Source organism: Halomonas sp. SCS19 (genome assembly GCF_040147015.1).
In the GTDB taxonomy this organism is placed as follows: Bacteria; Pseudomonadota; Gammaproteobacteria; order Pseudomonadales; family Halomonadaceae; genus Halomonas; species Halomonas litopenaei.
The window spans coordinates 776,850-800,020 of record NZ_JAMSHN010000001.1 but is presented as its reverse complement, the minus strand read 5'-3'; the positions used below and the strand labels follow the sequence as shown (position 1 = coordinate 800,020).

At 64.8% G+C, this 23,171-nt stretch carries 15 protein-coding genes; 8 read left to right on the top strand and 7 right to left on the bottom strand.

The features are described 5' to 3' along the window. The first annotated feature begins 36 nt into the window (after positions 1 to 36). Positions 37 to 837: an indole-3-glycerol phosphate synthase TrpC gene (gene trpC, locus NFH97_RS03205; protein WP_108131493.1), complete on the top strand. Its 801-nt coding sequence runs from the start codon at positions 37 to 39 to the stop codon at positions 835 to 837. 56 nt (positions 838 to 893) lie between these two features. Here trpC and NFH97_RS03200 read toward each other — a convergent pair whose 3' ends face one another. Continuing rightward, the gene (locus NFH97_RS03200; protein WP_222569213.1) at positions 894 to 2,828 is read right to left on the bottom strand and encodes a cation:proton antiporter; all 1,935 of its coding nucleotides are present in this window, start codon (positions 2,826 to 2,828) and stop codon (positions 894 to 896) included. Positions 2,829 to 2,925: 97 nt separating this feature from the next. Beyond that, the gene (gene ydiJ, locus NFH97_RS03195; protein ID WP_349624424.1) at positions 2,926 to 6,093 is read right to left on the bottom strand and encodes a D-2-hydroxyglutarate dehydrogenase YdiJ; all 3,168 of its coding nucleotides are present in this window, start codon (positions 6,091 to 6,093) and stop codon (positions 2,926 to 2,928) included. A 341-nt stretch (positions 6,094 to 6,434) separates the two neighbouring features. Between ydiJ and serS the strand changes: the two genes are divergently transcribed. Further along, the gene (gene serS, locus NFH97_RS03190) at positions 6,435 to 7,712 is read left to right on the top strand and encodes a serine--tRNA ligase (protein WP_108131496.1); all 1,278 of its coding nucleotides are present in this window, start codon (positions 6,435 to 6,437) and stop codon (positions 7,710 to 7,712) included. 214 nt (positions 7,713 to 7,926) lie between these two features. On the opposite strand, the gene NFH97_RS03185 is transcribed toward serS, so the two are convergent. Continuing rightward, positions 7,927 to 8,799 carry an SIMPL domain-containing protein gene (locus tag NFH97_RS03185; RefSeq protein WP_231498481.1) on the bottom strand — a complete coding sequence of 291 codons (873 nt, stop codon included), beginning with the start codon at positions 8,797 to 8,799 and terminating at the stop codon, positions 7,927 to 7,929. Positions 8,800 to 9,120: 321 nt separating this feature from the next. Between NFH97_RS03185 and NFH97_RS03180 the strand changes: the two genes are divergently transcribed. Continuing rightward, positions 9,121 to 10,254 (top strand): AI-2E family transporter, encoded by a 1,134-nt coding sequence (locus NFH97_RS03180; protein WP_349622315.1) that lies wholly within the window; start codon positions 9,121 to 9,123, stop codon positions 10,252 to 10,254. Positions 10,255 to 10,432: 178 nt separating this feature from the next. On the opposite strand, the gene NFH97_RS03175 is transcribed toward NFH97_RS03180, so the two are convergent. Next, positions 10,433 to 12,367: an alkaline phosphatase D family protein gene (locus NFH97_RS03175; protein ID WP_349622316.1), complete on the bottom strand. Its 1,935-nt coding sequence runs from the start codon at positions 12,365 to 12,367 to the stop codon at positions 10,433 to 10,435. 259 nt (positions 12,368 to 12,626) lie between these two features. Here NFH97_RS03175 and NFH97_RS03170 point away from each other — a divergent pair, with 259 nt between their 5' ends. Beyond that, positions 12,627 to 13,622 carry a cation diffusion facilitator family transporter gene (locus tag NFH97_RS03170; protein WP_349622317.1) on the top strand — a complete coding sequence of 332 codons (996 nt, stop codon included), beginning with the start codon at positions 12,627 to 12,629 and terminating at the stop codon, positions 13,620 to 13,622. A 101-nt stretch (positions 13,623 to 13,723) separates the two neighbouring features. Here NFH97_RS03170 and NFH97_RS03165 read toward each other — a convergent pair whose 3' ends face one another. Beyond that, the gene (locus NFH97_RS03165; protein WP_045994372.1) at positions 13,724 to 15,373 is read right to left on the bottom strand and encodes an FMN-binding glutamate synthase family protein; all 1,650 of its coding nucleotides are present in this window, start codon (positions 15,371 to 15,373) and stop codon (positions 13,724 to 13,726) included. A gap of 401 nt (positions 15,374 to 15,774) precedes the next feature. Here NFH97_RS03165 and NFH97_RS03160 point away from each other — a divergent pair, with 401 nt between their 5' ends. The 4 genes from NFH97_RS03160 to NFH97_RS03145 all read left to right on the top strand — a co-directional run bounded on the left by NFH97_RS03160 (position 15,775) and on the right by NFH97_RS03145 (position 20,562). After that, positions 15,775 to 15,981 carry a cold-shock protein gene (locus NFH97_RS03160; RefSeq protein ID WP_045994373.1) on the top strand — a complete coding sequence of 69 codons (207 nt, stop codon included), beginning with the start codon at positions 15,775 to 15,777 and terminating at the stop codon, positions 15,979 to 15,981. 282 nt (positions 15,982 to 16,263) lie between these two features. Next, positions 16,264 to 18,033 (top strand): SLC13 family permease, encoded by a 1,770-nt coding sequence (locus NFH97_RS03155; protein WP_045994374.1) that lies wholly within the window; start codon positions 16,264 to 16,266, stop codon positions 18,031 to 18,033. A 114-nt stretch (positions 18,034 to 18,147) separates the two neighbouring features. Then, positions 18,148 to 18,810, top strand: a complete 663-nt coding sequence (locus NFH97_RS03150) for an alpha/beta hydrolase (RefSeq protein ID WP_108131499.1) — start codon at positions 18,148 to 18,150, stop codon at positions 18,808 to 18,810. Positions 18,811 to 18,996: 186 nt separating this feature from the next. After that, entirely contained in the window at positions 18,997 to 20,562 is a 1,566-nt protein-coding gene (locus tag NFH97_RS03145) for a sensor domain-containing diguanylate cyclase (RefSeq protein ID WP_222515462.1), read from the top strand. A 325-nt stretch (positions 20,563 to 20,887) separates the two neighbouring features. Here NFH97_RS03145 and NFH97_RS03140 read toward each other — a convergent pair whose 3' ends face one another. Both NFH97_RS03140 and nirD read right to left on the bottom strand, forming a co-directional pair. Beyond that, a complete protein-coding gene (locus NFH97_RS03140) occupies positions 20,888 to 22,291 on the bottom strand; it encodes a PhoH family protein (RefSeq protein ID WP_124802560.1) in 1,404 nt (467 codons plus the stop codon). A gap of 496 nt (positions 22,292 to 22,787) precedes the next feature. Then, on the bottom strand, positions 22,788 to 23,153 hold the full coding sequence (nirD, locus tag NFH97_RS03135; RefSeq protein ID WP_108450113.1) for a nitrite reductase small subunit NirD: 366 nt from the start codon (positions 23,151 to 23,153) through the stop codon (positions 22,788 to 22,790). Positions 23,154 to 23,171 lie beyond the last annotated feature (18 nt).

Genomic DNA, 23,171 nt, shown 5'->3' with positions numbered 1-23,171 from the left:
GAAAAGAGCCCGACGGGCCGCAAGGAGAATCACAACATGGCCAATGCCACCCCGACGATCCTCGAGCGAATCCTCGAGCGCAAGGACGAGGAGGTCGCCAGCCGACGCCGCCAGGTCAGCGAGCAGGCGCTGCTCGCGCGTGCGCGAGAGCAGGATGCACCGCGCGGTTTCGTCATCTCGCTGGCCGAGCGGATCCGCGACGGCGACGCCGCGGTGATCGCCGAGGTCAAGAAGGCGTCACCCTCGAAGGGGCTGATCCGTGAGGACTTTCGCCCGGCCGAGATCGCCGCTCAGTACGCCCGGGGTGGGGCGGCCTGCCTCTCGGTGCTGACCGACGCTGACTTCTTCCAGGGCCATGAGGACTACCTGATTGCCGCCCGCGAGGCGTGCAGCCTGCCGGTGATCCGCAAGGACTTCATCGTCCACGGCTACCAGGTCAGCGAGGCGCGGGCCATCGGCGCCGACTGCATCCTGCTGATCGTCGCCGCCCTGGAGGACGCCCAGATGCGCGACCTGCACCAGCAGGCTGGCGAGCTTGGCATGGACGTGCTGGTGGAGGTCCACGACGCCCAGGAACTGGAGCGGGCGCTGGCGCTCGATCTGGATCTGGTCGGGATCAACAACCGCGACCTGCATACCTTCAATACCCGACTCGAGACCACCCTGGAACTGCTGCCGCGGATTCCGCCCGAGGTCACGGTGATCACCGAGTCCGGCATCCACAGCCGAGACGATGTGCTGCGCATGCGCGAGAACGACGTCCACGGCTTCCTGGTGGGCGAGGCCTTCATGCGCGAAGAAGATCCGGGCGAGGCCCTGCGGCGACTGTTCTTCTAAGTCCTGTACTCGCCTGAAGACACCTCGGGCCGGTCATCGACCGGCCCGAGGTGTTTTTATTTCCGACTACTTTGCCGGTCTGGCATGACCAGGCGGATCACATGATCGCCCTTGCGTGGTGTCAGCGGCGCGTCGGCGGTGGCGATGCGCGGCCGCCCTGAAGTGCCGACACAGATCAGCGGCGCCGAGTCGGTGTCGCCGGGGAAAGCCCCCTGACGTCTCGCGCTGGCGACGTCCTTGGCCTGGAGGGGCGCTTGCCGGGTGTCTGTGCTGTGGACGTGACTTGGGCGTCTTTCACCCCTTTCTCCACTCGCACGCTTGTCGCCGCTCGCGCGCAGCAGCGCCCGTGAGCGGGGGGCTTCGTCGAGCCTTTCGACCTCGAAGCGAGCCCCACGCTCGACCAGGCTCGAGAGCTGGGCAAAGGTCATCTCGCGGCCGAACAGGTAGGGAACATGCTCGATGGCGGTGGCGTGCTGGCGCCGGGCCTGGCGCCCCAGGTTGACCGCCAGGCGGAACACCTGGCCCTGGCCCAGCAGATGCTCGAAGTGCAGCGCGGCCAGATCATTGAGCTCTCGGTAGGGCGACAGCGGCATCAGGTAGCCGATACCGCTCAGCTCCATGTGCTGGGCGGCGTGTTCGGACAGCGGGTCACCGTAGTAGGCCGAGAGCCCCTCGGCGCGGGCGGCCTGCACCGCGTCCCAGCTCGAGTCGGTCAGCAGCACGCCGAGTCGGGCCTGGCGCAGACAGTGGGCCATCTGCCGGGCCACCGGATTGGCGCCGATGATCAGCACGCCGTGGGCCGAGGGACGGCGCACCTTCAGCCAGTCGCCCAGCGGGCGGGCCAGCAGACTCTGGGATACGACCGTGGCGATGATCACCAGAAAGGTCACCGGTACCAGCCGGTCGGCGCCGGGCACTCCGATCTCTTCCAGCCGCAGCGCGAACAGCGAGGCCACCGCGGCGGCGACGATGCCGCGGGGCGAGATGAACGCCAGCAGGCTCTTCTCGCGCCAGTCCAGGCCACTGCCCAGGGTGCACAGCCACACCGCCAGAGGACGCACCAGCAACAACAGTACCGCCAGAAAGGCCCAGGCCGGCCAGCCCAGCAGTGCCAGTTGCTCGACCGTCAGACGTGCCGCCAGCAGGATGAACAGACCCGAGATCAGAAGGATCGACAGGGTCTCCTTGAACTCGATGATCGGTCGGGTGGGCACGCCACGCATATTGGCGAGCCAGGCGCCCATTACCGTCACCGTCAACAGGCCGGACTCGTGAAACAGGGTGTTGGACAGGGTGAACAGACCGAGCATGGTCATCAGGGTGCCGAAGCTGTGCAGCCGTTGCGGCAGCAGGTGCTGGCGCAGTACCTGGCCCCATAGATAGCCGCCGGCGACGCCGAAGCCGAAGCCGATCAACGCGGTCTGGGCGAACAGCATCAGGGTATGCGGCAGTGCCTGGGTGCCGGAGCCCAGGGCGACGAATTCATAGACCAGTACCGCGCCGATGGCGCCCACCGGGTCGATCAGGATGCCTTCCCAGCGCAGGATCTGGGTCAGGTGCTCGCGGGCGCGCAGGGTCTGCAGCAGCGGCAGGATCACCGTCGGGCCGGTGACCACCAGCAGCGCCCCCAGCAGGCTCGCCATCTCCCAGCTCAGGCCCAGCAGCCAGCGGGCGGCCAGTGCTCCGCACAGGGCGGTGATCAGGGCGCCCCAGGTGACCAGGCGGCGCACCGTGCGGCCATGCCCTCCCAGCTCGCGAAAGTTCAGGGTGAGGCTACCCTCGAACAGGATCACCGCCACCGCCAGCGACACCAGCGGGAACAGAAGTTCGCCGAACAGGGCGTCGGGGTCGAGCAGGCCGGTCACCGGGCCTGCGGCAATGCCGGCGATCAACAGCGTCAGGATGGCGGGGACCTTGAGGCGCCAGGCTAGCCACTGTGAGCCCAGCGCCAGCAGGCCAACGGCCGCCAGGGTGAGTCCGGCATGCTCCATGGTCGGTCGACTCCGAAACGGGAAAAGCCGCGCAGCGTACTGACGCGGCGTCGATCATGCAAACCATCGCCATCATAGGCGTCAACGATGGTCTGACTCAGCTCGCCCGACGAAGTGCGCCGAGCAGCGCCTGCAGCGGATGCGGCAGCCGGCTGTCGGAGAAGCGTCGGGCCTGGCTGCGACAGGAGTAGCCGGTGGCCAGCAGGCGATCGCTGCCGCCGTGCTCCTGCACCACCGGTTCCCAGGACTGGGCGTAGATGGTGCGCGAGGTCGTAAGGTTGCGTGCCTCGTGGCCGTAGGTGCCGGACATGCCGCAGCAGCCCGAGGGCAGGGGCGCCAGGCGCAGCCCGAAACGTTCGAACAATTGCTGCCAGGCCTTGGGGCTGCCCGGCGCCTGGGTCTTCTCGGTGCAGTGGGACAGCAGCTGGAAGGGGGCTTCCTCGCTCAGGTCGAGTCCCGAGGGCACCAGCGAGGCGCCCAGACTCAAAAGCCACTCCTGCAGCATCAGCACCTCAGGCACCGCCTGCTCACCCAGTGCCTTCACGTACTCCTGGCGATAGGTCAGGGTCATCGCCGGGTCGATGCCCACCAGCGGCACGCCGCTGGCGGCCAGGGTGGAGAGCTCTCGGGCACGCTTGCGGGCGGTGCGCTCGAAGGCGCCGAGAAAGCCCTGGACGTTGAGCGGCTTGCCGTTGGGCTTGTAGGGCGCGACGAAGACGCGGATATCGAGGCGCGACAGCAGCTCCACCACGTCGGCGACCAGTCTGGCTTCGAAGTGGCTGGTGAAGGCGTCCTGCACCAGGATCACGCTGCGCGCCTTCTGGCGCTCGCTGAGGCGTCCCAGCGTCAGCGGAGTTGCCTCGGCCACGCCCCAGGCCTTGAGCTGCTTCTTGAGCCGGGCGCGTGACAGCCGGGGGCTGTCGACCATGCCGAGGCCGCGGGCCATCAGCCGGTCCACCAGGCGGTTGTCGAGTGCCGCGTTGTAGGCCGGGGCCAGTGGCGCCAGCGCCGGCAGCAGGAATTCGAGCCCGCCGATCAGGTAGTCGCGCAGCGGTCGCAGGTAGCGTCCGTGGTAGACCTCGAGGAACTGGGAGCGGAAGGCCGGGACATTGACCTTGATCGGGCACTGGCCGGCGCAGGACTTGCACGCCAGGCAGCCGGCCATGGCGTCGTAGACCTCGTGGGAAAAGTCGTCCTTGCCGCGCAGGCTGTTGAGCGCGCGGCGGGGCAGGTGGGCGAGCCAGCCGAGCGCGGTCTCATCCTTCTTGCGCTGTGACTCCTCGACCACGTCGATGCCGGCCTTCCCCTGTAGGCGCAGCCATTCGCGCATCAGGCTGGCGCGGCCCTTGGGCGAGTGCACACGATCCCGGGTGGCCTTCCACGACGGGCACATGGCGTCGTCGGGATCATAGTTGTAGCAGGCGCCGTTGCCGTTGCAGTAGACGGCGTCGGCGTGGGCCTGCCATACCCGCTCGTCGATCTGACGGTCGAAGTCGCCGCGCATGGGCACCGCGTCGATGGCCAGCAGGCCTGGGTCGCTGAGGCTGGCGCCGGGCTTGGGCTGGCTGGCGCCGGACTTGGGCTGGCTGTCGGCCGCTTCGTCGGTCTCCACCAGCGGCGTGGCGATCTTGCCGGGATTGAGCTGGTTGTGCGGGTCGAAGGCACCCTTGAGGCGTCGCAGGCTGGGGTAGAGCTCACCGAAGAAGGCTGGGGCGTACTCCGAGCGCACGCCCTTGCCGTGCTCCCCCCACAGCAGGCCGTGGTAGCGCTGGGTCAGCGCCGCCACCTCATCGGATATCTCGCGGATCATCGCCTGCTGGCGCGGGTCCTTCATGTCCAGCGCCGGGCGCACATGCAACACTCCGGCGTCGACGTGGCCGAACATGCCGTACTCGAGCCCTCGGGCATCGAGCAGGGCGCGGAACTCGGCGATGTAGTCGGCCAGGTGCTCGGGGGGTACCGCGGTATCCTCGACGAAGGGCAGCGGGCGCTTCTCGCCCTTGACGTTGCCGAGCAGGCCCACCGAGCGCTTGCGCATGGCGTAGACCCGACCGATGGCGTCACGGCCGATGGCCTGGGTGAAGCCCAGGCGGGTGACGCTGGTGTCGCTTTCGAGTCCCCGGCAGAAGGCGTCGACCCGGGCCTCGAGGCGCTCGGGGTCGTCGTCGTTGAACTCCACCAGGTTGATGCCCTCGATGGCCGGGCCGCCATCCACCGGGAAGAACTCGGCCACCGAGTCCCACACGAAGTCCTCCATGGCGAGCTTCAACACCTTGTCGTCCACGGTCTCGATGGAGGTGGGGCGAAGCGCCTGCGGCTTTTCTGGTGACGAGCCGCCGGCCATCAGCGCCTTGGCGTCGGCGAGGGCCGCCATGAAGCTCGGGTAGCGCACATTGACCAGGATCGAGTGGCGCGGGATCGGCAGCACGTTGAGCACCGCCTCGTTGGTCAGCGCCAGCGAGCCCTCGGCGCCGCACAGCACGCTGTTGAGGTTGAAGCGGCCGTCGTCGTCGCGAAGGTGGGCCAGATCGTAGCCGGTCAGGCAGCGGTTGAGCGGCGGGAAGATTTCCTCGATGCGCTCGCGCTCCTGCTCGATGATCTTGCGGGCGGCGCGATAGGCGCGGCCCCGGGCCGAGTCCTCGGCGCACAGGGTCTCGAGTTCGTCCTCGTCGACCGCGGCGCTGATCAGGCGCTCGCCGCCGATCAGTACGCTGTCGAGCTCGAGCACATGGTGGCGGGTCTTGCCGTATTCGCAGCTGCCCTGGCCGCTGGCGTCGGTGGCGATCATGCCGCCGATGGTCGCCCGGTTGGAGGTGGACAATTCCGGTGCGAAGAACAGCCCATGGGGCCTCAAGGCGGCGTTGAGCTGGTCCTTGACCACCCCGGCCTGGACCCGTACCCGGCGGTTGTCGACGTCGATCTCGAGGATCTGGTTCATGTGCCGGGAGACGTCCACCACCAGGCCGTCGCTCAGCGACTGGCCGTTGGTGCCGGTGCCGCCACCACGTGGTGTCAGGGCCACCTTGCGGAAGGTTTCCCGCCCGGCGAGCCGGCCGAGCAGCTCGAGGTCGCCTGCATGGCGCGGAAACACCGCCGCCTGGGGCAGACGCTGGTAGAGCGAGTTGTCGGTGGCCAGTACCGTGCGGCTGGCGTAGTCCGGGGCGATTTCACCCTCGAAACCTTCCGCCTTCAGGGCCTTGAGAAAGTCGACATAGTGCTGGTCCAGTGGGGTCGCGGCATCAGCTAGGGGCAGTGGTGCGATCATGGTCTCGGTCGATACAGGCCCCGCGGCGGCGCGGCTGGCGCTATCGACAGGGCAGGAGAATGGGAGGGCGTCCACTTTACCGCGTCTCGGGGGGTGGGTGCATCCCGATCGCGAGAGAAGCGGGCGCTCGCCCCCGGTCGATGGCGCCGCCTCTCGCTTTTGCCTACAATGTGTCGCCTGCGCGGAGGGTGGTCCCAGGGCACACCAGCGGGGCGCTTTTCGGCAGTCCTCACAGTGGGGCCCGAGAGCAGCGTCCGACGCTGGCGATGGTGACGCACGGCCCCAGGTGACGCCTTCCGCATCCGACATGTTCTTTCCACTCAGGCGACGGACCAGACTCCATGCTCGATCCGAAACTGCTGCGCGGCGACCTCGATACGCTCGCCCAACGACTGGCCACCCGCGGTTACTCTCTCGACAGCGAGGCGCTTGGCTCGCTGGAATCCCGCCGTCGCGAGCTGCAGACCGAGACCGAGCGTTTGCAGAACGAGCGCAACACTCGCTCCAAGGCGATCGGCAAGGCCAAGGCCGCCGGCGAGGACATCCAGCCGCTGCTCGACGAGGTCAGTGACCTGGGCGAGCGCCTGGACGCTGCCAAGGTGGCGCTGGCCGAGGTGCAGGGCCAGTGGGAAGACATCGCTGCGGGGATCCCCAATCTGCCCCACGCCAGCGTGCCCGAAGGCGCAAGCGAAGACGACAACGTCGAGGTGTCGCGCTGGGGCAACCCCGGCGAGTACGCCTTCGAGGTCAAGGATCACGTCGATCTGGGAGCCAAGAAGGGCGATCTGGACTTCGAAGTTGCCGCCAAGCTGACCGGCGCTCGCTTCGCCGTGATGCGCGGGCCGATCGCTCGCCTGCACCGCGCCCTGACCCAGTTCATGCTCGACAAGCAGACCCTGGAGCACGGCTACGAAGAGTGCTACGTGCCCTACATGGTCAACCGGGACTCGCTCTACGGCACCGGCCAGTTGCCCAAGTTCGGCGAGGACCTGTTCAAGCTCGACGACGAGCGCGAGTTCCACCTGATCCCGACTGCCGAGGTGCCGCTGACCAACCTGCTGCGCGGCGAGATCGTCGACGCTGGCGCCTTGCCGTTGAAGCTGACCGCCCATACTCCCTGCTTTCGCAGCGAGGCGGGCTCCCACGGTCGCGATACCCGCGGGATGATCCGCCAGCACCAGTTCGACAAGGTCGAGATGGTGCAGCTGGTCGATCCGGCCAAGAGCTACGAGGCGCTGGAGGAAATGCGCGGCCACGCCGAGGCGATCCTTCAGGCGCTCGAGCTGCCTTACCGGGTGGTGACCCTGTGCACCGGTGACATGGGCTTCTCCGCCGCCAAGACCTACGATCTCGAGGTCTGGCTGCCGAGCCAGGACACCTACCGCGAGATCTCCTCGGTGTCCAACTGCGAGGACTTCCAGGCACGCCGCCTGCAGGCGCGCTTCCGCGCCAAGGGTGAAAAGAAGCCGCAGCTTCTGCACACCCTCAACGGCTCCGGCCTGGCGGTGGGCCGCTGCCTGATCGCGGTGATGGAAAACCACCAGAACGAGGATGGCTCCATCACCGTTCCCGAGGTGCTGCGTCCCTATATGGGCGGGGTCGAGTGCATCAACGTCTGATCCGTCCTTGAGAGGGGCGGGCGCGCTTGCCCTTGCTTAAGCACAAGCAAAAGCAAAAGCCCCGGTGGTCGCGACCACCGGGGCTTTTGCGTCACGGGCTTTTTACGTCACGGGCTTAGGCGATATGGCACCGGACCCCGGCCGCTTTCCGTTGGGCGGGTGCGACTCGTTGGCCACCGATGCCATGGCCGTCGGGCTGACGTCGCCGCTATCGTCATTGCGGCGCAGCCGGGACCTGCTGGCGATCCTGATCGATATCCGCGGTTGCCTCGGCCAGCCCCCAGCGGACCTGGACACCGGCGTCGATGGTGATGCTGCCGGGGCTGTAGTCGGCGTTGCCGCCGCTTTCGGCCATGTCGGCGCGCATCGCCATCATGCGTGGCTGAAACACCGGGGCGTTGGTCTCGCTGACATGGATCACCTCACCGAGCTCCACTCCCAGGGCGTCCGCCATCAGTTCGGCCTTGGCCCTGGCGCGCTCGAGCGCCTGGGTCAGTGCGCGGTCGCTGGCCGCGTCGCGGTCGGCAAGATCGTAGCTGACGCCGTCCAGTGCATTGACGCCGGCTTCGGTCAGGGCGTCGAGCAGGGTCGGAAGGCTATCGAGATCGCTGATCGCCAGGGTCACCGGACGCTCCAGGCGAGTACGTACCATGGGGATGGGGTTGTCGTTGCCCTGGCGTGTTTGATGCAGCATCTCCTGCTGTACCCGCAGCGATCCGGCGTTGATCGCCTCGCGGGAAAGACCCGCGTCTTCCAGCGCCGAGATCAGCTCGGCGGCACGATCCTCCAGGCGTTGGCGGGCCTCAGCCAGGGCCTGGCCGTGGTCACCACTGTCCTTTTCCTGGGCGATGGCCGGTGTCAGCTCCCACAGTCGGGCGTTCAAGGTCGCCTCGTCCGGAGCGACCTTGAGCTCGGACTGGGCCTGGATATCCAGATAGCGTGGCGTGGGTGACTCGGCGGCCAGGGAGGGCGTGGCGGCCAGAGAAGCCAGCGCCAGGCCGAGCCCCACTGTCGCCAGCCGGTTGAGGTGGCGCAGGCGAAGGCTCGGCATCGCCCGTGACCGGGCGGAGGGAGTGGCGAGTGACATCGGATTCTCCTTGTAACGTGGGGGATGAACGACAGGGCGAACAACAGGGGGCGCGTCGCAGACAAGTCTGACAGGGTCCAGCACCGGCCAGGGCCTACTGACTGGGACGGTGTCCCTGGCGAGACGTTCCCGGATCTCAAGCGTCTCCACGATCCTTGCATGGTTGAGCCTGGGCCGGCCAATGTCGCCGGAGTGATACACGGAACATTGGCAATGTTGCGCCATGTGCCATGATTCTTTGTGCTGAAACGATTGGCGGGGCATGATGGCGCCGATAACGCCGTCGAGCCGACGGCTGGTTAACGAGAGGAGCTACCGTCCATGGAAGATGAAGTCGAGGCGCAGGAGCGCAGGCTCCCCTTGAACCTGACGCTGGCCCTGGCTGCACTGGTGGTCATCGTCGCCGGCATGCGCGCGGGGGCAGACCTGCTGGTGCCGGTGCTGCTGTCGCTGTTCATCGCGGTGGTGTGTACCGCCCCGGTGCAGTGGCTGCACGAGCGGGGGCTGGGCTTGAAACTATCGGTATGGGTCACGCTGGTGGTGATCGGCGGCATGCTGATCCTGCTGGCGCTGTTGCTGGCCAATAGTGTCGGTACCTTTGCCGAGGCCTTGCCCGGGATCGAGGAAAAGCTATACGAATACTACCTGCGCCTGCTCGATGGACTGGCCAGCATGGGGCTTGCCATCGACACCCAGCGGCTGGCCGGGTTTCTCGACACCCAGAAGCTTGGCGAATGGCTTCCGGCACTGCTCAGCCAGCTCGGCAATCTGATGATGCAGAGTGTCGTGGTGGCGCTGCTGGTGATGTTCATGTTGTTCGAGACCCTGAACTTCCGCGACAAGATATCCCGGGCGCTGGCCAACCCCGCCCCGAGCCTCGAGCGCTTCAACGAGTTCAGCCACACCCTCAAGCGTTACCTGGCGGTCAAGACCGTGATCAGCCTGGTCACCGGGGCCCTGGTGTGGGTGGCCTGTCTGCTGGTGGGGGTCGACTTCCCGCTGCTGTGGGCGGTGCTGGCCTTTGCGCTCAACTATATCCCCAACATCGGTTCGGCCATCGCCGCGGTGCCGGCGGTGCTGCTGGTGCTGGTGTCTCCGGACGGGGGCATGGGCGATGCTCTGCTGCTGAGCCTTGCCTATCTGTCGATCAACTTCGTCATGGGCAATCTGGTCGAACCGCGGGTCATGGGGCGGGCGCTGGGGTTGTCCACCTTCGTCGCCTTTCTGTCGCTGGTGGTATGGGGCTGGATCTTCGGGGTCACCGGCATGTTGCTGTCGGTGGTGCTGACGATGACGTTGAAGATCGCCCTCGACAGCCACCCCCAGACCCGCTGGATGGCCCACCTGCTGGGACCGGCCAAGGGTGGCCCGGTGGAGGACGCCAGCCGGCCACTGGCCGAGCGTGCTCGTATGAGCAAGCTGAAACGCAAGGTCGAATCGGTCCAGCGCAAGTAAACCGACCGGGCGCATGAGCCAGCGATATGGACCACCTGAACGAAAGGTCGAATCGGTCCAGCGCAAGTAAACCGACCGGGCGCAGAAGCCAGCGCTAGTAAGCTGGGCAAACCCAACAAAAGGTTGAGCCAACCTGGCCAGGGTCGGCTGCTGTAGCGCAAGCGAGCCAAGGACGGGGTTATGGCGCCTTCTCGGGCGGAGGGAATACCACCTCCATGCCGCGGGCGTCGAGCTGACGGATGTCCTCGGGGCTACCGTCCTCGGCCAGGGTGACCAGACCGATGCCGGGCCCGTTCCACAGGCGTTCTCCGGCCTTGGCGCGGTCCGGGTCCCTGGGCTCCACTGCCATGGGCCGGCGCTGGGTAAACCAGTTGAGCGGCGAGCGTGGCGAGTAAAGCCAGCGATTGAGCCGGTCGAAGGTATCCAGCAGGGTGTCGGGAAAGCAGTTCTTGAGGCCGCTGGAGGTGATCTGCCAGATCATCGGGCCCTGGTGCCGGTGACGGATACGCACGTCGTAGACGAAGGAGTAGTGCACGTCGCCAGACAGGATGACGTAGTGCCCCGGGGTCCGCGAGTGGCGGAAGATGTTGAGCATCACGCTGGCGGCGCCACGATGGGCCATCCAGTTCTCGGCATCCACCAGCAGCGGTTTGCCCGCCAGGGTGAACAATTTCTGGATGGTCTCGATCAGCTTGACCCCGAACATCGGCGCCGGAGAGACGATGACCGCCGACGGCGCGTCGATCAACTCCTGCTGAAATTCCGATAACGCCTCCCAGTCCATCAGGCCGGATGGCCGTTCGGGCTTGCGCCCGTTGCGCCAGCGTCGGGTGCGGGTATCCAGCACCACCAGACGTGGACTGCCCTCCACCTGAAATTCCCAGCCCTCGAAGCGAAAGAGGCGCTCGAGACAGGCATCCTGCTGATCCTTGTCGAGCCAGCCTTGGTTATCGTTGGCGTCGCTCAACAGCGCCTGGGCTTCGTCCAGCGGTGCCTTCAACCGCTCGGGGGCGTTGCCCCAGCCCTGACACAGCAGATAGGCCAGCAGGGCATTGCCGATGATGCGCTTGGAGAAGGGGTGGCCGTAAGCCGTGCTTTCCCACTGCGCGGTAAGGTTCCAGTCGTCGGTGACGTCGTGGTCATCGAAGATCATCAGGCTCGGCAACTGGGCCATGACGCGGGCGGCGGCAGGCAGGGTAGCGACGAAGTCGTCGATGATCCGGGCCTGGTCGTCGTAGGTCTCTCGTCGCTCTTCTTCAAGTGCAGGAGGCTGGCACTCGATGAGGCGCCACGGCGTCGGCGACCAGACCAGCAGGTACATGGCCACCATCTCGGCGAAGGTCATCAGGTGATTGGCGGCGCTGGCCGACGTGAACACCGGCTTGCGAACGCCCCCGAAGAAGCGATCCTTGAGGGCAGCCGAGCTCTTGACGTCGGGCAGCAATTCTTCGCGTCGATAGTAGCTGAAGGGGCTTGCGTAGAGCGATTGGCTGTCGTCGATGGTTGAGCCCTCGAGGGTCTCGTCGAACAGCCCCAGGCGCTCGATCAGCGCGTGTATCGCCACCAGCAAGGGGCCGGCGACGTCATCGGCGTAGATCTGGTCGCCGGTCATCAACAGCCAGGCCGGCCACTGTTCGGGACAGTCGAGACGCTGGGCGAGCCAGCTGTCCAGATGGGCCAGGCCGTCCGGGCCATCGTAGTGAGGACGACGGCAGGAGCCATGCAGCAGGCGTCGGTGGCTCGATGCCAGCACGAATGCCGGCGTCTCGTGCCCTTCATGGCACAGATGGGGCGCCAGCTCGCCGAGTGAGGTTTCGCGCTCGTCCGTCACCTTGAGGTCGTAGTCGATCCGGGTGTCCTGGGGCAGAGGCTCATCCAGCGGCGCATCGATCAGGTAGAGCAGGGCATGGCGGCCCAGTGGCACCAGCCGGTAATCGTCCTCACCAAGCGGCTGTCGGCGCGGTGACTCGCCGCTGGGTGACAGCTCGAGGGTCAAGCTGAGCGGACGGCTCGCCACCAGCCAGATGCGCAGACGTTCGGGACTCAAGCGTCGCAGGATGGGGCCGGCGAGGATAGCGGGAAGGTCGTCGGGAGACGTTCCGGTGTCGGTCATGGCGGTCCTGTGTCGGTTCGCTGTCGGTAAGCCCCTTTACGGGGGGAGACCTCGCGCATGGCGAATACATCAAGAGTATCAACGGTAAGCGGCAAGGAGGCCAGAGCGCCGGCGTATGCCTTGCAGACTGTTCCCGAGGTGGCCGTTGCGCTGACTGGTCTGGTAGCGCTGGTCTTGACCTGGCTGCGCGAGTGGTCCGGGTCAGCACCTGGCAAATGCTAGCATCAAGGATGAGGAACGCGTCTTCCGGGAGACTCCCATGGCTCATGAACATCGAACGACCGAAAGCGCCACAGCGGGCGGCCCTGCTCACCAGCACGCTGAGCGTGACAAGCATCGGCACGATCCCCACGGCCATGACGCGCACCGCCATGGCCATGGCATCGGCCATGTACACACCGACAGCCAGCGTCGGCTGGCCTGGGGCATCCTGCTGACAGCGTCCTTCATGGTGGCCGAGGTGATCGGAGGTGTTGTCTCCGGATCGCTGGCGCTGCTGGCCGACGCCGGCCATATGCTCACCGACAGCGCTGCCCTGGTGCTGGCCTGGTTTGCCGCCCGCCTCAGCAAGCGACCTGCCGACGACGCCCGCAGTTTTGGCTATGACCGGGTGCAGATCCTCGCCGCCTTCGTCAACGGCTTGACCCTGATCGCCATCGTCGTCTGGATCTCGATCGAAGCGGTCCGCCGCCTGCTGAGTCCGGTCGAGGTGCTGGGGCCTGTCATGCTGACGGTGGCGGTGGCGGGACTGCTGGTCAACATCGTGGTCTTCGTGATTCTTCACGGCGGCGATCGCGACAATCTGAATATTCGCGGTGCTGCACTGCACGTGCTGGGCGATCTGCTCGGTTCCGTTGCGGCGATCGTTGCCTCGCTGGTGATCATGGCGACCGGATGGACGCCGATCGACCCGCTGCTGTCGGTGCTGGTGGCGCTGCTGATCCTCAGGAATGCCTGGACACTGACGCGCCAGAGTGGGCACATCCTGCTGGAAGGCGTTCCGGAATCCCTGGACATCGATGCCATGAAGCGGGCCGTCGTCGAGGCGGTACCGGCGGTATGCGACGTTCATCATGTTCACGCCTGGTCGCTGACACCCGGACGGCATCTGGTGTCGATGCACGTCGGGGTGCGCTCGGGAGAAGACCACCAGACAACTCTGGTGGCAGTGCGGGAGGTGCTGACCCAAGGGTTCGATATCGAGCATGTCACGATGCAACTGGAAGAGGTGGGGGACTGCGTCGACCATCGCTGAGCAACACCACTGCGTGGGGTCAGGCAGGGGCAAGGTAAGCCGAAAGGGAAGAGCGGGTGGCCGCCCCCCCTGGAGGCAGGGAGGGCGAGGATGGCCGGCGACTAGAGAAGCTTGGTCTGTCGCAGACTGTGCAGGGCGCAGGGGGCATCGAAGCTGTTCGCATCCGCCAGATCCCAGAACTCACGATACAGCGGATGGTTCTTGGCGCCGCCCTCCAGCAACTCCTTGGGTGCCAGGCTGTCGATCAGGCTGATGTAGGGCAGCGCCTTGCCATTGGAGAGGCGCCTGATGATGTGTTCGGGGCCAAGTTCGCTGGGATGATGCAGCCCCGCCGCCTCCAGCATCTCGCACAGGGCGAACTTGGTATTGGCGTGGAAGTTCTTCACCCGCACCGACTTGTCCTCGACGTCCAGGCGGTTGCCGCGGGCCTTGTCCTGGGTGGCGACCCCGCTGGGGCACTGGTCGTTGTGGCAGCTCTGGGCCTGGATGCAGCCCAGCGAGAACATGAAACCACGGGCCATGTTGACCCAGTCGGCGCCCAGCGCCAGCGTGCGGGCGATGTCGAAGGCGCTGATGATCTTGCCGCTGGCGCCGATGCGAATCTCGTCGCGCAGTCCGGCGCCGACCAGGGTGTTGTGGACCAGGATCAGGGCGTCATTGAGCGGCATGCCGAGGCGGTTGATGAATTCCAGCGGTGCGGCGCCGGTGCCGCCCTGGCCACCGTCGACCACGATATAGTCGGGGCGGTCGCCGCATTCCAGCATGGCCTTGACCATGGCGAACCATTCCCAGGGATGGCCCAGGGCCAGCTTGATGCCCACCGGCTTGTCGCCGGACAGGGTGCGCAGCTCCTGGATGAAGTGGATCATCTCGCAGGGGGTGGAGAAGGCGGAGTGCTTGGACGGCGAAAGTACGTCCTGGCCTTCGGGCACGCCGCGGGTCGAGGCTATCTCGGCGGTCACCTTGGCCCCCGGCAGGATGCCGCCATGGCCAGGCTTGGCGCCCTGGGACAGCTTGATCTCGATCATCTTCACTTCGTCACGACGGGCATTCTCCTTGAACTTGTCGCGATCGAATCCACCGTCGTCGCGACGACAGCCGAAGTAGCCGGAACCGATCTGCCACACCAGGTCGCCGCCGCGCAGGTGGTAGGGCGATATCGCCCCTTCCCCGGTGGTGTGGTAGAAGCCCCCGAGCTTGGCACCTTCGTTGAGGGCGCTGATGGCATTGGGCGACAGGGCACCGAAGCTCATGGCGGAAATATTGAGCACGCTGGCCTTGTAGGGCTTGGCGCGATGCTCGCCGACGACCACGCGGAAGTCATGATCGGTGATCTCCACCGGTGACAGCGATGGCCCCATCCACTCGTAGCCGGGGGCGTTCATGTCCCGGAGCGAGCCGAAGGGCTTCTTGTCGATGGTGCTCTTGGCCCGTCGATAGACCAGCGAGCGCTGCTCGCGGGAGAAGGGCGACTCGAAGGTGTCCGCCTCGATGAAGTACTGGCGGAACTCGGGCCCGATGGATTCCAGGAAGTAGCGAATATGCGCCAGGATCGGGTAGTTGCGACTGACCGTGCGGCGACGCTGGACGATGTCATAGGTGCCCAGCGCGGTCAGCGCGCCAAACGCCAGCACCCCCGTCAGCCACCATAGTGACGCCAGTAGCCCGAGCAGGCTGACGATCAGGCCGGCGACGGCGATGTAGTAGGCGCCGAAGCGGGTCGAGGCGTGGCGTGAAAGGTACGAGGCCATGTCGTTCTCCCTGAGTCACGGTTTTCTTGTGTTCTTTACTCATGCAAGCACATTACCTGTCACCGGCATAGAGCACGCGGCACCGGGTGACGACCAGGCACAGTGGAGCAAAAGGCGGAGGCATGGCTCGGGAGAGAGGCCGCGCTAAAGGCGGCAGCCGGCAAGTCGTGAGGTGCTGCTGCAGGTGACTGCAAAGGGTCATCGTCTCGTAACCAAGTGCAAATAGTGTTTGACCTGAGCGCCAAGACGGCGCATGCTGCTCGCAGTTGGTTAGCAAGTTGAACGTCTCAGAGGTCATCGAAGCATCCTGGCGACGATGTTCCGGGGGAAGGTTTCTTGTTTTACCCACTGCAACTCGGGTATCTCCCGGTAATGTATATACGCTAGTCGAGGATTCGATCATGGCAACTGGTACCGTCAAGTGGTTCAACGACACTAAGGGCTACGGCTTCATCTCTCCGGACGACAACGGTGACGACCTGTTCGCTCACTTCTCCGAGATTCAAGCCGACGGCTTCAAGTCCCTGCAGGATGGCCAGAAGGTCTCCTTCGAGGTGACTCAGGGCAAGAAAGGCCTCCAGGCTTCCAACATCAAGGTCATCGACTAAGTCGATCGCTTGATGGCCGCTCAGGCGGCATGATGCATCGCACTTGATGCATGGAAAAGGCTCGCTACGGCGGGCCTTTTTGCGTTTCTGATGTGTCGTTCTGCGCCCCGGGTGGGTGCCGGTGAAGGACACCCGTAAACGAGGTGAATCTCTCGCAAAGGCGCTGAGGTATAGGGTGAAGGGCCTATATGCCTGAAAGAGATAAAAAAATAATACATTGTAACTATTTAGAATAAGGTGAGGGAGGCACAATAGGCTGATTCTCTTCAGCAAGGCCACCTCATGTCGCTGGATGCCTGGATCGCCCTTTCCGTTGCCTGTGCCGTCTTCCCGTTGATGGCGCTGACCCGCCTCGGCCCCGACATGGTGCTGATGGGGGCTCTTGTGGTGCTTCTGAGCCTTGGGGTCATCGACGCCGAGCAGGCGTTGGGCGGCTTTTCCAACAGTGGCCTGTTCACGGTCGCCTTCCTCTACATCCTGGTCGCCAGCCTGCGTGATACCGGTGGTATCGATCTGATCATTCGTCACGTGCTGGGACGCCCCTCCGGCGAACGTCACGCCTTGTCACGCCTGGTGTGGCCAGTCACCGCCGTCAGCGGGCTGCTCAACAACACGCCGGTGGTGGCCACCTTCATCCCTGCGGTGATCAGCTGGGGGCGTCGCTTCTCGATTGCCCCGCAGTTGTTGCTGATGCCGCTGAGCTTCGCTTCGATCCTCGGGGGCACCGTCACCCTGATGGGTACCAGTACCAATCTGGTGGTGCATTCGCTGATGCAGGAGCGCTTCCCGGATCTCCACCTGGGGCTGTTCGAAATCGCCTGGGTGGGCGTGCCCATGGCGCTGGTCGGGGTCGTCTACCTGCTGGTAGTAACGCCTCGTCTGCTGTCCAGGCGCCCCGGCAGTGAGGAGGCCTTCGCCAACCTGCGCGAGTTCACCATCGAGATGGAAGTGGATCCGCAGGGGCCGCTGGTCGACCGTACCGTCGAAGAGGCCGGGCTGCGGCATCTTTCCGGGCTCTTCCTGGTGGAAATCGAACGCGGTGGCAATGTGGTCAGCGTGGTGGGGCCGGGTGAACGTCTCAAGGGCGGGGATCACCTGGTCTTTGCCGGCACCACTGAGGGGGCAGTGGAATTGCAGCAGATGCGCGGTCTGAGGCCATCTCGTCTGGGGGAGTCGCATCTTGAGAAGGAGTTTCGCGAGCGCCGCCTGGTGGAAGCGGTAGTCTCCGACCAGTGCCAGTTCATCGGGCAGAAGATTCGCGATGGCCATTTTCGCACGCTCTATGGCGCCGCTGTGCTGGCGGTTTGTCGTGGCGGGCGCAGGGTGGCGGGTAGCCTCGGGCAGATTCGTCTGCAACCCTCCGATGTGCTGTTGCTCGAGGCGCGCCCGGCCTTTATTGAACGTCATCGACAGTCTCAGGACTTCCTGTTGATCAGCCAGGTCAATGGTCAGGCCAGGCCCGCCTTCGACCGAGCGCTGCGCGCCTGGGCGATCCTGGCGACGGTAGTGGTGCTGGCCTCCACCGGGCTGATGAGCATGATGAACGCCGCCATGCTGGGCGCCACGGCAGCCCTGTTGAGCGGCTGTGTCAGCGTCCGCAGTGCCCGTCGCGGCATGGACACCCAGGTGTTACTGACCATCGCTGCATCCTTTGGCCTGGGCGCCGCACTGCAGACGTCCGGGGCAGCAGATGTGGTGGCCCGTGGGCTGCTGAGTGTCGTCGGCGACAGTCCCTGGGCGCTGCTGGTGGGCACCTACTGTGTGGTGGCGCTGCTGACCTCGCTGGTGACCAACAACGCCGCAGCGGTCATTACCTTCCCCATCGCCATGGCAGGGGCCGAGAGTCTCGGCGTCAATCCCTTGCCCTACGTGGTCGTGGTGATGTTTGCCGCATCGGCCAGTTTTCTCACCCCGATTGGCTATCAGACCAATCTGATGGTGATGGGCCCCGGTGGCTACCGGGTACAGGATTACCTCAAGCTCGGCGGCCCCCTGAATCTACTGACCGCGGTGGTAGTGCTGGTGCTGACACCCTTTTTCTGGCCGTTCTAAAAAGCCCTGTGTGCTTCTCGGTAGCCGGGTGACTTCACCTGTTTGGCTCGTCCCCTCTGGCGCATTGCGGTAGGCTAGGAGGTTGTGCTTTGCAACATAGACTGAGATCTGCCCATGAGCGACAACGACCAGCTGGTCATCGAGCCCCGCGGCGAAGCGGACGCCTGCATGATCATTCTTCACGGCCTGGGAGCGGATGGACGTGACTTCGAGCCGGTGGTGCCCATGCTGCCAAGGCCCGGTTACGCTCAGATCCGATTTATCCTGCCCCATGCACCGCGACTGCCGGTCACCATCAATGGTGGCATGGTCATGCCCGCCTGGTACGACATTCTCGAGATGAGCCTGGACCGTCGGGTGGACGAGATGCAGCTGCGGCTGTCGGCCGAGCGGATCAAGGGCGTCATACAGTCCCAGATCGATGCCGGCATCGACAGCCGACGTATCCTGCTGGCCGGGTTTTCCCAGGGTGGGGCCGTTGCCTACGAGGCCGCCTTCAGCTTTGACAAGCCGCTGGGCGGTCTACTGGCGATGTCCACCTACTTTGCCACCGCGAACTCGATCGAGCTGAACGAGGCCAATCGCGATCTGAGGGTGGAAATCCATCACGGCAGCATGGATCCGGTGGTACCCGAATCCCTGGGCCGAGCCGCCTTCGCTCGTCTGGAGGAGCTTGGCTATCACACCGTCTATCGTCAGTATCCCATGGCTCACGCGGTCTGCCCGCAGCAGATCGGGGATATCGGCGAGTGGATGAGTGAGCTGCTGGGACAGTGAGTCCTGAGGCTGCTTTGCTCAGCCTGCGAACATGAGACTTTTCATCCTGCGAAGGAAGTCTGGTTCTTCTAAGCTTTTTTCGTACAAAAAATTAAGAAAAAGCTTACGGGATGCAGGGTGATGTCTGTATGGAGGTTTTTCCGTCGCGACAAGACAAAGGCTGAGAGTGGCGCACCCCCACAGACCATGACGGTCAGTGACGGGGAGTCGGGGGCCGAGGCCCTGCTGGGCGCCGCGCCGGGGTCCGCCTTGTTGCTTGACCATGAAGGAACCATCGTCTGGGCGAACGCTCGTCAGTGCAATGAACTGGGCAAGTCTCTGGCAGACATCAGGGGGCTGCGCCTGACCGATGTTCATTGCAGTACGGCAGCCGAGACACTGGAGCTGGCCCTTGCGCGTTGTCGCGAGGGAGGCGGGAGCTGGGAAGGCGTGGTGGCCTGTGACGGGGTTGGTCGTCTACGTCACCTTGGTACCAGCATCCACCCGGTGTCGTGGTGCGCTGCCCGCTGGATGCTGATGAAGCACGACGTCAGCCGACTGCAACTGCAGGCGGCGTCAGCTCAGCGACTGAGCCGCACCATTGAAAGCCGCATGGCGAGGCTCCCGGGAGTGGTGTTCCGGCTGCGCCAGTCGCCCGGGGGAGGCTTGTCGTTTGACTACCTGGGACCTGGCTTCGAATCCCAGACGGGGCTGTCTCGTCAAAGAGCCCTTGAAGACGTCGAGGTCGTGCTTTCCAGGCTGGACGAGGACGCGCGTGAGCAGTTGACGCTGGCGCTCGCCCAGTCGCTGGTCAGCCTCACACCCTGGCACCTGGACATCACCCTGGGTGATGCTCAGGAGACCGTCGCGGAAGGACAGCGCTGGTTCGAGGCCAGGGGGACGCCCCAGCGATTCGATGACGGCACCGTGGTCTGGGATGGCCTGCTGCTGGATGTGACCCAGCGCAAGCAGGCGGAGTCGCGTGTCGCCAAGCTGGTCAGCACCGATGTCCTCACCGGCGTGATGAATCGCCGTGCCTTCCTCGAGGCAGGAGCGCGGGTACTCGCCCGATTGCGGCGCCGTGGCGAGCCAGCGGTGCTGGCGATGCTGGATCTTGACCATTTCAAGTCACTGAACGATGCCTACGGCCACGCCGCCGGGGATATGGTGCTGAAGGCTTTCGCCGATACCTGTCGTCTAAGCCTGCGCCCCTATGACCTGCTGGCGCGTATCGGGGGCGAAGAATTTCTGGTACTGCTCGGTGACGTTCATGCCGAAGACGCCTGGGACATACTGGAGCGTCTTCGAAGCAACGTGGAAGCATCGACCTTGAAGGTCGACCGTCGTGCCCTCAAGGTAACGGTGAGCATGGGAGCCATCTGTGTCGGGCAGGACGAAAGTCTCGACATGGCCATGCGGCGTGTGGACGGAGCGCTCTACGATGCCAAGCGTGCCGGTCGCAACCAATTGAAGGGCCTCCTTCCTGAGTATGAACGCGATAACCTCGCGTTGGGCAAGGCCCTGGCATCATCCACCATCTACAAGGAGATCGAGATGGCGTTGAGCGAAGATCTGCGGATCCCTAAGCCCTGCCCGAACTGCGGCAGCTACAACATGCGAGTCCCCAGCACCAAGAATCCCGATGAAAAGGTGCACTGCGCTTCCTGCCAGACCTACGTCTGCCTTTACGCCGAAGCGGAGGAGATGATCGAGAAGACACCCAAGAGCGAGTCCGAGGAACTGATCGAGAAGGCCATGAACCGGGACAAGTGAGCGGGACAAGTGAACGTGTCAGCTCCGGGCCGAACGCCAGCGCCCCCGCCTTGCAGGCGGGGGCGCTTTGGTTTCGTTTGGGGGGAGGTGCTACAACAGCTCTTCGCCGGCCAGGGCCAGGCGCGAGCGCTCGACGCTCTTCAAGGTGTCTTATGAAGAGCTGGCCGGCATGGGGCCAGCTCTTGACGGTACTGTAGTGACGGTGTTGTAGGGAGCGTACCACCGCCGCCATGCCATGTCGGCTCTCTAGACGCCAGCGCCCCCGCCTTTTCGGGCGGGGGCGCTTTGGTTTCGTTGGGGGGCGCTTTCGTTCCGCTGGGGGCGCTTACAACAGCTCTTCGCCGGCCAGGGCCAGGCGCGAGCGCTCGACGCTCTTCAAGGTCACATGGCCGGCATGGGGCCAGTTCTTGAAGTTCTGAACCACTGCGGCCATGCCGCAGGTATTGGCGGTGAGGTAAGGGGTGTCGATCTGGCCGACGTTGCCCAGACAGACGATCTTGGTGTTGCGTCCCGCTCGGGTGATCAGGCTCTTCAACTGCTTTGGCGTAAAGTTCTGGGCCTCGTCGATGATCAGGAAGGTGTCGTTGAGGGTGCGTCCACGCATGAAGCCCGGCGCCCGGATCTGTACGCGTGAGCCCAGCAGTTGGCGCGTGGCGTCCTGGTTCCAGGTTGAGCTTCCGTCATGCTCGTCGCGCAGCAGGTTGTCCATGTTGTCGTGGAAGGCGCCCATCCAGGGCGACATCTTTTCCTCTTCGGTGCCGGGCAGAAAGCCGATGTCCTCGCTCATGGAGATCGGCGCTCGGGTGAACACCACCCGTTCGAAGCGCTTGGTATCGAGGGTCTGCTGGAAGGCCGCGGCCAGGGTCATGAAGGTCTTGCCGGTACCGGCACTACCGGCCACCGTGACCAGGTCCACGGCGTCGTCCATCAGCAGGTTCAAGGTGAAGTTCTGCCGGCTGTCGTGGGCGTGTACCCCCCAGACGCTGGCGCCGTGGCGATAGTTGGTCAGAAGCTCCAGGGTGGCCTGGTGGGGGGCGAGTTCGCGCACGATGGCTTCGAAGCTGGCCTCGCTGTCGGCGTCGGACACCAGCATGCCCAGGTGCCAGTGCTGGGGAATCTCGCCGCTCAGGCGATAGATGACACGGTCATGGTCGCGCTCGACCTTGACGTCCAGCGCCATGGCGTCCCACAAGCCACGGCCGGCGTCCTCATACACAGCGACACCGTCGGTCATGGCGTCGGAGTCATCGAAGGCGCGATCGGTCAGGTAGTCCTCGACCGGCACGCCGAGGGCGGCGGCCTTGACCCGCAGGTTGATGTCCTTGGTGACCAGGATCACCGAGGCGTCGGGGCGCTCCTGACGCAGTCGGCAGGTCTCGCCGAGCAGACGATTGTCGGGGCTGTCTTCCAGGTTGTCGGGCAGGGTGAGGTCGGAGTAGCAGAGCAGTCTCAGTCGGCCATCTGGTCCGCTGACGCGGGTGATGGGAATACCTTGGCGTATCTGGTCGATGTCGACGTTGGCGGTCAGGTCAGAGAGGGTCCGGCTGACTTGCCGGGCGGTGCGGGCGATTTCGCGGATGCCATTCTTGTGCTTGTCGAGCTCCTCGAGCACGGTCATGGGGATAACCACTTCGTGCTCTTCGAACTGGTAGAGGGCGCTGGGATCATGGATCAGTACGTTGGTGTCCAGCACGTACAGTCGGGTGGCCTTCTTGTCGATGCGTACCATCGGCACAGCTCTCCTGATTGTCACCTTGGGCGTCAACATGACGCCTTGATGTCGACACTCTCAGCGCGCGATGTCAGGAATGTGACAGCCGCCAAGGTGTCGGATTGCACACGATAGGCTCCTCCTGTGGCCATGAAACGGTTCTCAACCGATTCTCAACTGGTTCTCAATCGATTCTCGAACCCTTGGGCGGGTTGGCCGTTCCTTGCAGCTTGTCCCGCTGTGGCGCAAGACGTGCTGCCAACGGCGCTTCTTTACATTGGACCCTGATTCGGTCCAGCGGTGCCCTTGAGTCAAGCATGGACGATGACAAAAATGCTGCAAGGGCGAAGTGTCAACGCTGCGCTATCAGGTCAATTCTTCGGTCAACCTTCCCGCTCACGCCAGGCCGGTCCTCTGCGATTCGGCCGCGACGGACTTATCCCCCGAGATGACGGTCAGGACCGAGCCCGCCAGCTTTCGTGCCGCACAGGCCCGGGCCGAAATGCTGCGGCGCTCAGGGTGCGATCATTACCCTGTCCTGGTCGAAGGCCACCGCCCAGGTGCGCAGCGAGACGCTGTCGTCTTCCACGCAACTGCCGTCCTTGAGGCGAAAGTGCTGCTTGTACAGGGGAGAGGCCACCACCGGCTCTCCCTGGATGTCGCCGACGATGCCTCTGGCCAGCACATTGGCCTTGGCGATGGGGTCGTGGTGGTCGATGGCGAACAGTTCCGGGCTATGCCCGGGCAAGTAGAACAGCGCCACCTGGGCGGGGCCCTCGGCGCTGTCGATCCAGGCGGCGACACCGGAGAAGGGCACCAGGTCGCTGCGCTGGCACAGCGGTATCCAATCCAGCGAACGGCTGATGGAAGAAGCGGTCATGGAAAACTCCTTGTGGCG

What these genes read in the sequence shown, in the direction of transcription:
- trpC (WP_108131493.1), top strand. Translation starts at nt 37, where the DNA reads ATGGCCAATGCCACCCCGACGATCCTCGAGCGAATCCTCGAGCGCAAG.
- NFH97_RS03200 (WP_222569213.1), bottom strand. Translation starts at nt 2,828, where the DNA reads ATGGAGCATGCCGGACTCACCCTGGCGGCCGTTGGCCTGCTGGCGCTG.
- ydiJ (WP_349624424.1), bottom strand. Translation starts at nt 6,093, where the DNA reads ATGATCGCACCACTGCCCCTAGCTGATGCCGCGACCCCACTGGACCAG.
- serS (WP_108131496.1), top strand. Translation starts at nt 6,435, where the DNA reads ATGCTCGATCCGAAACTGCTGCGCGGCGACCTCGATACGCTCGCCCAA.
- NFH97_RS03185 (WP_231498481.1), bottom strand. Translation starts at nt 8,799, where the DNA reads ATGTCACTCGCCACTCCCTCCGCCCGGTCACGGGCGATGCCGAGCCTT.
- NFH97_RS03180 (WP_349622315.1), top strand. Translation starts at nt 9,121, where the DNA reads ATGGAAGATGAAGTCGAGGCGCAGGAGCGCAGGCTCCCCTTGAACCTG.
- NFH97_RS03175 (WP_349622316.1), bottom strand. Translation starts at nt 12,367, where the DNA reads ATGACCGACACCGGAACGTCTCCCGACGACCTTCCCGCTATCCTCGCC.
- NFH97_RS03170 (WP_349622317.1), top strand. Translation starts at nt 12,627, where the DNA reads ATGGCTCATGAACATCGAACGACCGAAAGCGCCACAGCGGGCGGCCCT.
- NFH97_RS03165 (WP_045994372.1), bottom strand. Translation starts at nt 15,373, where the DNA reads ATGGCCTCGTACCTTTCACGCCACGCCTCGACCCGCTTCGGCGCCTAC.
- NFH97_RS03160 (WP_045994373.1), top strand. Translation starts at nt 15,775, where the DNA reads ATGGCAACTGGTACCGTCAAGTGGTTCAACGACACTAAGGGCTACGGC.
- NFH97_RS03155 (WP_045994374.1), top strand. Translation starts at nt 16,264, where the DNA reads ATGTCGCTGGATGCCTGGATCGCCCTTTCCGTTGCCTGTGCCGTCTTC.
- NFH97_RS03150 (WP_108131499.1), top strand. Translation starts at nt 18,148, where the DNA reads ATGAGCGACAACGACCAGCTGGTCATCGAGCCCCGCGGCGAAGCGGAC.
- NFH97_RS03145 (WP_222515462.1), top strand. Translation starts at nt 18,997, where the DNA reads ATGACGGTCAGTGACGGGGAGTCGGGGGCCGAGGCCCTGCTGGGCGCC.
- NFH97_RS03140 (WP_124802560.1), bottom strand. Translation starts at nt 22,291, where the DNA reads ATGGTACGCATCGACAAGAAGGCCACCCGACTGTACGTGCTGGACACC.
- nirD (WP_108450113.1), bottom strand. Translation starts at nt 23,153, where the DNA reads ATGACCGCTTCTTCCATCAGCCGTTCGCTGGATTGGATACCGCTGTGC.